Source organism: Streptomyces sp. NPDC085900 (assembly GCF_044540925.1).
GTDB lineage: Bacteria > Actinomycetota > Actinomycetes > Streptomycetales > Streptomycetaceae > Streptomyces > Streptomyces gilvifuscus.
This window is the reverse complement of sequence record NZ_JBITSP010000007.1, coordinates 100,373-112,886: the sequence shown is the minus strand read 5'-3', so window position 1 is coordinate 112,886 and position 12,514 is coordinate 100,373. Positions and strand designations below refer to the sequence as shown.

Genomic DNA, 12,514 nt, shown 5'->3' with positions numbered 1-12,514 from the left:
CGGTCGCATGTCCGGTACACCCACCGCTAGCGTGCCGTGCATGACGAGTGCTGATGCCACCGATGGTTCCGCAGTCCACCCACGGTTCGCCGACGCCCTGCGCGAGCTGGGCCTGGACGGCCTGCACGGCCGTGTCCGCCGGTTTCCGGACGCGACCCGCACCGCGGCCGAGGCCGCGGCGGCGATCGGGTGCGAGCTGAGCCAGATCTGCAAGTCACTGATCTTCGCGGCCGACGGCGTGCCGGTACTGGTGCTGATGGACGGGGCGTCCCGGGTGGACGTCGAGCGGGTGCGGGAGGAGCTCGGCGTCGAGAAGGTGACGCGGGCGAAGGCGGACGTCGTCAGGGAGACGACCGGGTACGCCATCGGCGGCGTACCGCCCTTCGGGCACCGTACGCGGACCCGGGTGCTGGCCGACCGGTCGCTGCTCGCGCACGAGGTGGTGTGGGCCGCCGCCGGGACGCCGTACACGGTCTTCCCCATGGAGCCCAAGGAACTGATCGCCCACGCGGGCGCGACGCTGGTGGACGTGCGCGAGCCGGCGTCGTGACCCCGCTGGTCGCCACGGCGGTCCTGTTCGCCGCGGTCACGCACGCCAGCTGGAACGCGATCGCCCACCGGATCACCGACAAACTGGTCGGGTTCACGCTGATCGCGGGCGGCGGGATGCTGATCGGGCTGGCCATGACGCCGTTCGTGCCGGTCCCGGCGGCGGCCGCGTGGCCGTACCTGATCTTCTCGGCCGTCATCCACGCCGCCTACTACGTGCTGCTGATGAAGTCCTTCCGGCTCGGTGACTTCGGGCAGGCGTACCCGATCGCGCGCGGCACCGCGCCGCTGGTGGTCACCGTTCTGGCCGCGGTCTTCGCGCACGAGGTGCCCGACGGGTGGGCGGCGGCCGGGATCGCCCTGTCCTGCGCGGGACTGACCGGGGTCGCCCTGTGGGGGCTGCGCGGGCGCCGGCCGAACTGGGCGGCGATCGGCGCGGCGCTGGCCACCGGGCTGACCATCGCCGCGTACACGGTCGTGGACGGGCTGGGCGTACGGGCCTCGGGCTCCTCCCTCGGGTACATCGCCTGGCTGATGGCCGTGGAGGGCGTGGCGATCCCGGCGTACGCGCTGACCCGCCTGCGCGGCGACTTCCTCGCCGTCCTGCGGCCGTTCGCCGCCGTGGGCCTGCTGGGCGCCGCCCTGTCCGTCCTCGCCTACGGGCTCGTCCTGTGGGCCCAGACCAAGGCGGAACTCGCCCCGATCGCAGCCCTGCGCGAGTCGTCGATCATCGTCGGCGCGGCGATCGGCGCGGTCTTCTTCAAGGAACGCTTCGGAGCCCCCCGCATCATGGCCGCCGGCCTTCTGGTGGCGGGCATCGGCCTGATGCTGCACGCGAGTTAGGCGGTGCGCGTGAGCAGCGGTGAACGGGCCTGGTCCGAGCGTGAGCTGCCGGCGTTCCTCAGGCGCTGGCGCACCGAGTGGAAGGACGAGGAGCTATCCCCGGTGCACTATCTCGACTACGAGGGCGGGCTTCGTTTCGTCCTGGCGGCGGCCTGGCTGTTCTGCCCGGAGACGGTCGAGTACCGGGGCTGCGTGTTCCTCAAGGAGCGCTTCAGCCGGGCGGCCGTCGACGATTGGTTCACGAAACCGGGCCAGGAACGGCAGCGCGTCGAGGCCGTCGTCAACCACGTCGAGTTGTGGGCCGCTTTCGGCAACACCGCCCTCACGGACGACGACCGCCTCGGGGAGGAACTGCCCCAACTCGCCCTGGCTCTCGGGGAGTGCTGGCAGGGAGTCCTGTCCGCGCGCCATCCCCACCGGGAGATCACGGTCGAGGTGAGCGACGAGGAGGACGGCTCCTACGGGCCGACGGTGACCTTCTGGACGTCCCCGATGCACGCGAGTTAGCGGCGCCGCCCGCTCGGGCCCGCCTCCGGAGGAGAACCCGGCAACGTTGTCCGGAACGTTTCGCCAAGCGTTGGCCAAGCACGCGTCTGTATCGGGTTGTCGTGCACACGATTTGTCGATGCCTTGACGATCCGTTCCACCAACGTTCAGCCGGCCGTCTGTGCCTGGGTTGTGTGCCGTCCCTAGGGTCCCGACGGATTCCGGAAGAAGGGACTCATGGACACACTCCACGCAGTCCGGGCCCGCGCGGTCACCAAGTGCTTCGGCGACGTCGTCGCGCTCGACGCCGTCGACCTGGATGTGACGCAGGGTCGGATCCACGGCCTGGTCGGTCCGAACGGTGCCGGCAAGACGACGCTGCTCGGCCTGCTGCTGGGCCTGGCCGTCGCCGACGCGGGCGGCCTCGAAATCCTCGGCGTGCCCGTCGGGCGGGCGTTCGGCGTGCCCGAGGGGGTCGCCGGGTTCGTCGACGGGCCCGGCCTCTACCCCTCGCTGACCGCCCGGCAGAACCTCGCCGCGCTGGCCCGGCTGCGCGGCGAGGACCCGCGCACGGCCCGGGTCGACGAAGCCCTCGACCAGGTCGGCCTCACCGACGTCGCCGACGACCGGGCCCGCGGCTTCTCCCTCGGAATGCGCCAGCGGCTCGGGCTCGCCGCCGCCCTGCTCGCCAGGCCCCGGCTGCTGGTCCTCGACGAGCCCGCCAACGGCCTCGACCCGGCCGGCAAGCGACATGTGCACGGCGTCCTCGCCCGGCTCGCCGCGGACGGCACCGCCGTCGTGCTCTCCAGCCACCGTATGGACGACCTGGAGGCCCTGTGCTCCGAGGTCACCATCCTCGCCACCGGGCGGGTCGTCTTCTCCGGCCCGCCGGCCAAGCTCGCCGCCGAGAACCGCGAACTCGACTACCGGCTGCGCACGTCCGACCCGCAGGCCGCGCGCCGGCTGGCCGCCGAGACGGCCGGCATCCGGATCGTCGACGACCCGGGGACGCGGCAGGGCGCCGAGACGCTCGTCCTGCGCGCGCTCGTGCCCGCACTCGACGAACTGGTGGCCGCGATCGTCCGGTCGGGCGTCGCGGTCCGCGAACTGGCCCCCGTGGTCTCGCCGTTGGAGGCCGCCTTCCTCGCCCTCACCGACCAGCGCGAGGAGGCCGGCAGATGAGTACCGCCCTCACCGACCAGCGTCAGGAGGCCGGCCGATGACCGCCACCGTCGCCCACGACAAGGTTGTCGGCACCCGGCCCGTCTCCGTCCCGCGCGGCTACCGCTTCGAACTGGTCAAACTGGTCTCGCAGTGGCGCATCCGCCTGCTGGTGCTGGCCTGCTGGATCGCGCCGGGCGTCTTCGTCGCCGGCGTGGGCGGGCAGAGCACCCTGCCCTCCGACACCCTCTTCGGCCGCTGGATGCACGCCACCGGGTGGGCCGGACCGCTGGTGATGCTCGGCTTCGCCGGCACCTGGGCGCTCCCGCTGCTGACCTCCCTGGTCGCGGGCGACGTCTTCGCCTCCGAGGACCGGCTCGGCACCTGGCGGCACCTGCTGGTGGCCGTCCGCTCACCCCGCCGGATCTTCGTGGCGAAGTCCCTGGCCAGCCTCACCGTGATCCTGCTGCTGGTGGCCGGACTGGCCGTCTCCAGCACGGCCGGCGGCCTCGCCTCGGTCGGCGACCAGCCCCTGGTCGGCCTCGACGGCCACCGGCTGGCGTCCTCCGACACCGCCGTACGCGTCCTGCTCGCCTGGGCCGCCGCCCTCGCCCCCACCCTGGCCCTCGCCGCCATCGGCCTGCTCGGCTCGGTCGCGCTGGGCCGGTCCCCGACGGGCCTGCTGCTGCCCCCGCTCGTCGCCCTCGGCATGCAGGTCGCCCAGATGCTGCCGCTGCCGGTCGCCGTACGCCTCGCCCTGCCCGGCTACGCCTTCATCTCCTGGAACGGCCTGTTCACCAGCCCGGCCCAGCTCGCCCCGCTGCTGATCGGCGTCGCGGTGAGCCTGGTGTGGGCGCTGCTCGCGACCGCGCTGGCGTATCTGCTGTTCCTGCGCCGGGACTTCACCGACCTCGCCTACGACGGTGCCGGGCGCCGCGCCATCACCCTCGGGCTGCTGCCCCTGGCCGGCCTGACCGCCCTCACCGTCGCCGTGGTCGCCGTCTCGACCCCCTCCACCGGCTCCGGCATCACGCGGGACAAGGTCCAGGCCTCGGTGGCCACCGCCTTCGCGCACCTGTACCGCCTGCAGACCGAACAGCTGCGCCGCCCCGCCGTCACCGAGGCCCGGCTGCGTTCCACCGCGGCCTGCACCAAGAGCGACGGCCAGGGTGCCCAGAGCGGCGCGGGCAACGACTGGCGCTGCGTCGTCACCTGGCACCTTCCCGGCGTCCCGGTGCCGGGCCAGGCCATCTACCAGCTCGACGTCACCTCGGACGGGCGGTTCGTCGCCGACGGCGACGGGCCGAAGGAAGTCAACGGCTACTTCCTGGTGCGGACCCCGACAGGGGACGCGCCGAACCCGCTGTGGCAGTTCGACGGCAACGTCGAGCTGCTCGACACCACCTCGAAGGGATAGTTCCATGCAGGTAACACGGCAGCGCCGGGTTGACGAGAAGGAGCAGGTCAACCTCTTCGGCAGACGCGTCGGCCGCCGCGCCGTGCTGGTGACGGCAGGCATCGCCGTCGCCCTCGGCGTCACGGGCACGGCGGTCGCCTCGACGTGGCAGTTCGGCAGCCGGCAGGTCGCCGAGGACACCCCCGAGGGACAGGTCATCTCCAGCGACCAGTTCCTCAAGCCGTACGGCAGCCGCACGGTCGTCAACGACGGCAAGATCATGTCGTCGACGGTCAGCCCGGACGGCGGTCACCTCGCCGCCTCCGTCGCCGACGGCGACGCCTCCCTGGTCATCATGGACCTGAGCACCGGTCAGGTGATCCAGAAGGTCGGCACCAACAAGGCGGACGACCTGCGCATCAAGAGCGCCTCCGTCGGCCAGGAGGGCCCCACCTACTCGCCCGACGGCACCCAGCTGTGGCTCGGCCAGACCGACGGCTACACGAAGTTCACCGTCGGCTCCGACGGCACCCTCTCCAACCCCGTGGCCGTCCCGATCCCGGCGGACGGCGACAAGCACGCGCTCGTGGCCGGCGCCGTGTTCTCCGCCGACGGCTCCACCGTGTACGCGGCCGTCAACGGCCAGAACCGCGTCGTCGCCCTCGACGCGGCGACCGGAACCGTCCAGCACAGCTGGGCCGTCGGCAACGCCCCGCGCGGCCTCGCCCTGGCCGACGGCAAGCTGTACGTCAGCAACGAGGGCGGCCGCCCCGCCGAGGACGGCGACACCACCATCAACTCGTACGGCACCGACGTACCGGCGAACCCCGACACCGGCGCCACCACCACCGGCACCGTCAGCGTCATCGACACCACCGACCCGTCCGCCGCGGTCGACTCCATCGACGTCGGCCTGCACCCCACCGCGGTGTACGCCGCCAAGGGCGCGGTGTTCGTCACCAACACCGCCGACAACAACGTCTCGGTCATCGACACCCGCAAGGACAAGGTCGTCCAGACCATCGCGACCCAGCCGTGGCCCGAGGCGAAGGTCGGCTACGAGCCGGACGCGGTCACCCTCACCGACGACGGCCGTCTGCTGGTCACCCTCGGCCGCGCGAACGCGGTCGCCGTCTACCGCTACAAGTCGCCGCAGGAACCGGCCAGTTACGTCGGCCTGCTGCCCACCGACTACTTCCCCTCGGAGATCACCACCGTCGGCGACGACGTCGTCGTCTCCAACACCCGCGGCATCGACGCCCGCCGCCCCACCACCGCCGCCGGCCACGGCACCCACGACACCACGTCCAGCATCACGCGGTTCACACTGCCCGACGACCACGTCGTGCGGGCCCAGACCGCCAAGGTCTTCAAGCAGAACGGCTGGACGCCCGGCTCGGTCGTCACCTCGAGCGGCAAGAGCCACGTGCCGGCGCTCCCCGTCCCGCTGCGCCTGGGCGACCCCTCGACGATCAAGCACGTCTTCCTGCTCGTCAAGGAGAACCGCACCTACGACCAGGTCTACGGCGACCTCCCGCAGGGCGACGGCGACTCCACCCTCACCACCTTCGGCGAGAACGTCACCCCCAACCAGCACGCCCTCGCCGACCAGTTCGGGCTCTACGACAACTTCTACGACGTCGGCACCAACTCCGCCGAGGGCCACAACTGGCTGATGCAGTCGGACAACCCGGAGTACACCGAGTCCTCCGCCGGCGAGTACCAGCGCAGCTACGACACCGAGAACGACGCCCTCGGTCACCAGAAGTCCGGCTTCATCTGGAGCGGCGCGCAAGCGGCCGGCAAGTCCGTCAAGGACTTCGGCGAGTTCCAGTCGCTGGAGAGCAAGCCGGCCGACGCCACCTGGCAGAACCTGTACTGCGACAGCAAGAACATGGAAGCCACCGGCGCGCAGACCCAGTACCCCATCCAGACCGGCTCGGCGATCCCCTCCCTGAACAAGGTGTCGGTCCAGGGCTTCCCGATGTTCGACCTCAGCGTCCCGGACATCTACAAGGAACAGATCTGGAAGCAGGACTTCGAGAAGAACGGCCCGGCGAACCTCAACATGTTCTGGTTCTCCAACGACCACACCGGCGGCCCGGCCAACGCCGCCGCCGAAGTCGCCGACAACGACCTCGCCGTCGGCCGCATGGTCGACGAGATCTCCCACAGCAGGTACTGGAAGGACTCGGCGATCTTCGTCGTGGAGGACGACTCCCAGAACGGCCTCGACCACGTCGACGGCCACCGCGCCCCGGTCCAGATCATCAGCCCCTGGGCCCAGCGCGACACCGTCGACAGCCACTACTACTCGCAGATCACGATGATCCGCACCATCGAGCAGATCCTCGGGATCCACCCGATGAACCAGAAGGACAGCGCGGCCACCCCGATGTACGGCGCGTTCACGCTGAAGCCGGACAACACGCCGTTCACGGCCGTGCCCAACCGCACCTCCCTCACGCTCGGCGTCAGCCCGCAGCCGCCCTGCGGCTCGGACACCCCGGCGCCGCAGGATCCCTCGGCTGCCGCCGCCCCGACGTCCGCCGCGGTCCCCGAGGCCAAGCAGGCGCTCGCCGACGAGTGGAAGACGTGGGCCTCGCACCAGCGCCTGACCGGCCCGCACGCCGTGCCCGACTACGCCAACAACGAGCAGATGAACCGCTACACCTGGTACCAGACCCACAACTGGACCAAGCCCTACCCCGGCGACAAGAAGGTCTACGCGCCGAACGACGTTCCCGGCGCCTACCTCCCCTCCGCGGAGTCCGACGGCTGACCCGGCACCCCTCGCGCGAAGGAGCCCCCAGGAGCACTCTGGAAGCAGGTGTTCCGGAGGTGATCGACATGATGCACACCGCTGTGGGATGGCACGTGGAGATGGAGTTCAGCGAGGACGAGACGCACACACGGGCCGTCGCGATGGTTCGCTTGCCCGACGGGAGCGAGGTACGGGCCCATGGGCACGCGAGCCGCCACCACACCGACTCCAATCAGCCGAGGGTCGGCGAGGAGATCGCCGGCGCGCGGGCGCTGAACGAACTCGCCATGCAACTGCTCACCAAGGCGCACGGCGAGATCGACTCGGCCTCCGGCCGGACCTCCCACCCGATCAACGTCTGAGCGTCAGGCGGAACCGAGGGACGCGCGCAGCGCCCGTACCAGGGCCTGCGCCCTCGGGTCCGCCGTCACGCTCTTCCTGAAGCCGTTGGTCACATAGCCGAAGGCGATACCCGACTCGGGGTGGGCGAAGCCGAGAGCGCCGCCGCGGCCCGGGTGACCGAAGGAGGTGGGGGACAGCAGCGGGGAAGCCGCTCCATGCAGCATGTAGCCCAGGCCGAACCTGGTCGCCACGACCAGCACGCGGTCCGGTCCCGCGCTTCGTTCGGCGCGGGCCAGCTCGACCGTCTCCGGCGTGAACAGGCGTGCGCCGCCGTCCACTTCGCCGATCAGCGAGGCGTAGAAACGGGCCAGTCCGTCCGCCGTCGCGACGCCGTTGGAGGCGGGCAGGACGGCGGCCCGGTAGGCGGGGTCGTTCTCGTCGGGCAGCGGCGTGATCGCGGCGAAGGCACGGCGGGTGAGGGAGGCGGGGTCGGCGTAGGCCTCGGAGACCTCCCGCTTGGGGCGCGTCCTGAGACCGCGCGGGTCGGCCGGGGGATCGATCTGCGCCACCCGGCCCGCGCGCGCCCGCTCGCCGTCGGGCAGCCCGAGCCACAGGTCCGCGCCGAGCGGGCCCGCGATCTCACCGGCGATCCACTCGCCGATGTCCCGCCCGGTCACCCGCCGCACCAGCTCGCCGGTCAGCCAGCTGTACGTCTGCGCGTGGTACCCGTGGTCCGTCCCCGGCTCCCACACCGGCGCCTGCGCCGCGACCGCCTCGGCGCCTAGGTCCGGGTCGGCGGCCTGCGCGGGCGTGAGCGGCGTGTCCAGCACTGGCACGCCGGCCCGGTGCGCGAGCAGGTGCCACACCCGCGTCCGCTCCTTTCCGGCCGCCTTGAACTCCGGCCAGTACTCGCCGACCGGCGCGTCCAGATCGAGCTCTCCGCGCTGGTGCAGCAGCAGGAGTACGGCGGCGGCGACGCCCTTGGTCGCCGAGCGCACGATCTGCGCGGTGCCGTGCTGCCAGGGCTCGGTGCCGTCGACGTCCCTGGTCCCGGCCCACAGGTCGACGACCCTGTGCCCGTCCCGGTAGACCGCCACCGCCGCGCCGCGGTCCCCGAGCACGTCGAAGTTCCTCACGAACGCTTCCCTGACCGGCTCGAAGCCCTCGGCCACCGCACCGTTCACGTCCACGTCCGTGCTCCTCCTCGCGCTGTTCCGCTGTCCTACTCAACCAAGCAGAATCGTCACGTCGATGTTCCCGCGGGTCGCGTTCGAGTACGGGCACACCTCGTGCGCCGCGTCCACCAGCTTCGCCGCGACGTCCGGGTCCAGGACCGGCAGGGAGACGCTGAGGGCGACCGCCAGGCCGTAGCCGCGCGTCCTGTTGGGGCCGATGCCGACCTTGGCGGCGACGGTCGAGCCCGTCAGGTCGTAGCCCTCACGGTTGCCGACGAGGATCAGGGCGTTGTGGAAGCAGGAGCTGTAGCCGGCCGCGAAGAGCTGCTCGGGGTTGGTGCCGTCGCCGTCGCCGCCCAGCTGCGGCGGCATCGCCACCTTGAGCTGGATGTGGCCGTCCTGGCTGGTGACGTAGCCGTTCCGGCCGCCGTGCGCGGTCGCCTCGGCGACGTACATGATCTTCGTCGGACGGGTGTCGGTGCCCGTGTCCGTGCCGGTGCTGGTGCCGACGGTGAGGTCGTCGCTCATGGCGCTCATGGATGGCCCCCCAGAACGAGTGCGCGCGAGTACATCGTGCACAAGGTACTGGCCGGTAGGTCGGGATGGGGGATCGGGGGGATGCAACCGGGGGTAACGGGAGGCGGGGGGGGGGGGGGGGGGCCCCCGGGGGGGGGGGGGGGCCCCGGTAAGAGGGCGCCCCGAACCCCCACGGGGCGCGCGCCGTCAGGCGGGGCGCTCTGCCGCCTCGTGCGCCCTTTCCGCGAGCCTCCACAACTCCTCGCGCAACCGCGCGACCTCTTCGGTGCCGAGCCCCGTCGCCGTGAGCAGGGCGCCCGGCACGCACGCCGCACGCTCCCGCAGTTCCTCTCCGCGCCCCGTGCACGCGACGAGCACCGAGCGCTCGTCGTGGGCCGCGCGCTCCCGGCGCACCACCCCGGCGCTCTCCAGCCGCTTGAGCAACGGCGACACCGTGCCGTAGTCGAGCCGCAGGGCTGCGCCGAGCTCCTTCACCGTCGTCTCGCCGCGCTCCCAGAGGACGAGCATCACGAGGTACTGGGGGTAGGTGAGGCCGAGTTCCTCCAGCACCGGGCGGTAGGCGGCGGTCACCGCGCGCTGGGCCGCGTACAGCGCGAAGCACAGCTGGTCGTCGAGCAGCGGCGAGGCCGCGGCCGGCGTGTGGTCCTCGTTCGTCACGCGCCCATTGTCACGGACGGCCCGTGCCCGCCGTCACCGAACGGGGATCGAAGCCGAAGGGAAGCTCCAGGCGGTGGGCGCGCATGAGGTCGTCGTCGGAGAGGAGTTCGCCGGTCCTGCCGTCCGCGGCGATCACGCCCTCGCTGAGGATCAGGGAGCGCGGGCACAGTTCCAGGGCGTAGGGCAGGTCGTGGGTGACCATCAGGACCGTCACGTCCAGGGCGCGCAGGATGTCGGCCAGTTCGCGGCGCGACGCCGGGTCGAGGTTGGAGGAGGGCTCGTCCAGGACGAGGATCTCCGGCTCCATGGCGAGGACCGTGGCGACGGCCACGCGGCGCCGCTGTCCGAAGGAGAGGTGGTGCGGGGGACGGTCCTTGAACTCCGCCATGCCGACCAGCGCGAGCGCCCGGTCGACCCGCTCCTCCAGGTCCGCGCCGCCCCTGAGCCCGGCCGCCGCCGGCCCGAACGCCACGTCCTCGCGCACGGTCGGCATGAACAGCTGGTCGTCCGGGTCCTGGAAGACGATCCCGACCCGGCGCCGGATCTCCGCCATGTGCCGCTTGCCGACGGGCAGCCCGGCGACGGTCACCGTTCCCGCGCCGCCGGTCAGGATGCCGTTGAGGTGGAGCACGAGCGTCGTCTTGCCCGCGCCGTTCGGGCCGAGCAGCGCGACCCGTTCGCCGCGCTCGACGCGGAAGTCCACGCCGAACAGCGCCTGGTGGCCGTCGGGGTAGGCGAAGGCCAGTCCGGCCACTTCCAGAGAGGGCGTCTCGACAGTCACAGGGTCCATCCCAGCAGGCAGACGACAAGGGCGGCGAAGGGGAGGGCGAGGGCGTGCGACCACTGCGTCCGGGACGCGGTCACCTCGTCGATGACCGGCATCGAACCGGCGTATCCGCGGCTGACCATGGCCAGGTGCACGCGCTCCCCGCGCTCGTAGGAGCGGATGAACAGGGCGCCCGCGCTCTTCGCGAGCACCCCCCAGTGCCGCACGCCCCGCGCCTCGAACCCGCGCGACTCCCGCGCGATCCGCATGCGCCGCATCTCGTCGGTGATGACGTCGCCGTAGCGGATCATGAAGGAGGCGATCTGGACGAGGAGCGGCGGGAGCTTCAACCGCTGCAGGCCCAGCAGCAGTTCGCGCAGCTCGGTGGTGGAGGCCAGCAGGACCGACGTGGCCACGCCGAGCGTGCCCTTGGCGAGCACGTTCCACGCGCCCCACAGGCCGTTGACGCTCAGGGACACCCCCAGGACGTCCACCCGCTCGCCCTCCGCCACGAACGGCATCAGCACCGCGAACGCCACGAACGGCACCTCGATCAGCAGCCGCTTGAGGACGAAGCCGGCCGGCACGCGCGCGTGGTGCGCGACGGCACCCAGGAGGACGGCGTACAGGCCGAAGGCCCACATCGCCTCCCGCGGGGTCGAGACGACGACCACGACGAACGCGAAGGCGGCGGCGAGCTTGGTGTGCGGCGGCAGGGCGTGCACGGGGGAGTGCCCGTGCCGGTAGAGCCGGTGTGCGTGTCCCGCGCCCATGTCAGACGGCGCTCGTGCTCGTCGGTGAGACGTCCGGCGTACGCCGGCGGCGCACGACCCAGAACACCGCGCTCCCCGCGACCACCGTCACGCCGACGCCGATCACGCCCGCCAGCCCCCCGGACAGGCGGGCGTCCTCGACGTCCTTGACGCCGTAGTCGGCCAGCGGGGAGCCGGCCGAGGTGTGCCGCTGGGCCTTCTGGTCGATGCCCTTGTCATGCGCGACCTTCTCCAGTCCGTCGGGGCTGGAGGAGGCGTAGAAGCTGACGAAGCCCGCCAGGACGAGGGAGGTCGCGAGACCGGTGATCCACAGCGTGCGGCGGGAGGTGCGCGCCGCGACGGGCGCCGTGCGCGCCCCGTCGGGGGCCGGTACATCCACGAGCGCGCCGTTCACGCGCAGCTTCAGGCGCTGTCGCAGGCCGCGCGCGCCGTGCACGAGATCCGGGCGCACGGAGATCACCGCGCCCACCGTCAGCGCCGTGATCACCGCCTCCCCGAGCCCGATGAGCACATGCACGCCGATCATCGCGGTGGCGACCTCGCCGAGGGAGACGTCGGTCGTCCCGCCGACGGCGTAGATGAGGGTGAACGCCACCGCCGCGGCCGGCACCGACAGGAGCGCGGCGGCGAAGGAGGCGACGGTGACCGAACGCCGCCCGCGCGGCAGCACCTTCACCAGGACGCGGAAGACGGCGTACGAGACGACCGTCGTGACGATCGCCATGTCCGTGATGTTGACGCCGAGCGCGGTCAGCCCGCCGTCCGCGAAGAGGATCCCCTGCATGAGCAGGACCACGGAGACGCAGAGCACACCGGTGTAGGGGCCGACGAGGATCGCCGCCAGCGCCCCGCCCAGCAGGTGCCCGCTCGTACCGGCCGCGACGGGGAAGTTGAGCATCTGCACCGCGAAGATGAACGCCGCCACCAGACCGGCCAACGGGGCTGTTCTCTCGTCCAGTTCGCGTCGCGCGCCGCGCAGGCTCACGGCGACGGCGGCAGCGGCGACCACGCCGGTCGCGGCCGAGGTGGGCGCGTTGATGAATCCGTCAGGCACATGCACCGTTC

Annotated in this window: 13 protein-coding genes; 7 read left to right on the top strand and 6 right to left on the bottom strand. The window is 72.0% G+C overall.

What is annotated here, in order from left to right:
* Window positions 1-7: 7 nt before the first annotated feature.
* The 7 genes from ACIGDI_RS24500 (at window position 8) to ACIGDI_RS24470 (ending at window position 7,561) form a co-directional block, all read left to right on the top strand.
* Window positions 8-550, top strand: coding sequence for a YbaK/EbsC family protein (locus ACIGDI_RS24500; RefSeq protein WP_399900276.1), 543 nt, complete (start codon window positions 8-10; stop codon window positions 548-550).
* Complete coding sequence (locus tag ACIGDI_RS24495; protein WP_399900274.1) at window positions 547-1,392, top strand: EamA family transporter; 846 nt, start codon at window positions 547-549, stop codon at window positions 1,390-1,392. The genes ACIGDI_RS24500 and ACIGDI_RS24495 overlap by 4 nt, the downstream gene beginning before the upstream one ends.
* Window positions 1,393-1,401: 9 nt before the next feature.
* The gene (locus ACIGDI_RS24490; RefSeq protein WP_399900271.1) at window positions 1,402-1,899 is read left to right on the top strand and encodes a hypothetical protein; all 498 of its coding nucleotides are present in this window, start codon (window positions 1,402-1,404) and stop codon (window positions 1,897-1,899) included.
* A gap of 216 nt (window positions 1,900-2,115) precedes the next feature.
* Window positions 2,116-3,060, top strand: coding sequence for an ABC transporter ATP-binding protein (locus ACIGDI_RS24485; protein ID WP_399900269.1), 945 nt, complete (start codon window positions 2,116-2,118; stop codon window positions 3,058-3,060).
* A 37-nt stretch (window positions 3,061-3,097) separates the two neighbouring features.
* The gene (locus tag ACIGDI_RS24480) at window positions 3,098-4,456 is read left to right on the top strand and encodes an ABC transporter permease (protein WP_399900266.1); all 1,359 of its coding nucleotides are present in this window, start codon (window positions 3,098-3,100) and stop codon (window positions 4,454-4,456) included.
* Between the two features lie 4 nt (window positions 4,457-4,460).
* Window positions 4,461-7,217 carry a phosphoesterase gene (locus ACIGDI_RS24475; RefSeq protein ID WP_399900263.1) on the top strand — a complete coding sequence of 919 codons (2,757 nt, stop codon included), beginning with the start codon at window positions 4,461-4,463 and terminating at the stop codon, window positions 7,215-7,217.
* A gap of 68 nt (window positions 7,218-7,285) precedes the next feature.
* Window positions 7,286-7,561 carry a DUF1876 domain-containing protein gene (locus tag ACIGDI_RS24470; protein WP_351565100.1) on the top strand — a complete coding sequence of 92 codons (276 nt, stop codon included), beginning with the start codon at window positions 7,286-7,288 and terminating at the stop codon, window positions 7,559-7,561.
* 3 nt (window positions 7,562-7,564) lie between these two features.
* Here the strand turns inward: ACIGDI_RS24470 and ACIGDI_RS24465 are convergent, their stop codons facing one another.
* From ACIGDI_RS24465 to ACIGDI_RS24440, 6 genes are all read right to left on the bottom strand, one after another.
* Window positions 7,565-8,731: a serine hydrolase domain-containing protein gene (locus ACIGDI_RS24465; protein ID WP_399900260.1), complete on the bottom strand. Its 1,167-nt coding sequence runs from the start codon at window positions 8,729-8,731 to the stop codon at window positions 7,565-7,567.
* Window positions 8,732-8,767: 36 nt separating this feature from the next.
* Complete coding sequence (locus ACIGDI_RS24460) at window positions 8,768-9,244, bottom strand: organic hydroperoxide resistance protein (protein WP_399901156.1); 477 nt, start codon at window positions 9,242-9,244, stop codon at window positions 8,768-8,770.
* 195 nt (window positions 9,245-9,439) lie between these two features.
* Window positions 9,440-9,910, bottom strand: a complete 471-nt coding sequence (locus ACIGDI_RS24455; RefSeq protein WP_399900257.1) for a MarR family winged helix-turn-helix transcriptional regulator — start codon at window positions 9,908-9,910, stop codon at window positions 9,440-9,442.
* 10 nt (window positions 9,911-9,920) lie between these two features.
* Window positions 9,921-10,700: an energy-coupling factor ABC transporter ATP-binding protein gene (locus tag ACIGDI_RS24450; protein WP_399900254.1), complete on the bottom strand. Its 780-nt coding sequence runs from the start codon at window positions 10,698-10,700 to the stop codon at window positions 9,921-9,923.
* Window positions 10,688-11,449, bottom strand: coding sequence for a cobalt ECF transporter T component CbiQ (cbiQ, locus tag ACIGDI_RS24445; RefSeq protein ID WP_399900251.1), 762 nt, complete (start codon window positions 11,447-11,449; stop codon window positions 10,688-10,690). Before cbiQ ends, ACIGDI_RS24450 begins: the two co-directional genes overlap by 13 nt.
* A 1-nt stretch (window position 11,450) precedes the next feature.
* Window positions 11,451-12,509 (bottom strand): energy-coupling factor ABC transporter permease, encoded by a 1,059-nt coding sequence (locus tag ACIGDI_RS24440; RefSeq protein WP_399900247.1) that lies wholly within the window; start codon window positions 12,507-12,509, stop codon window positions 11,451-11,453.
* Window positions 12,510-12,514: the final 5 nt, after the last annotated feature.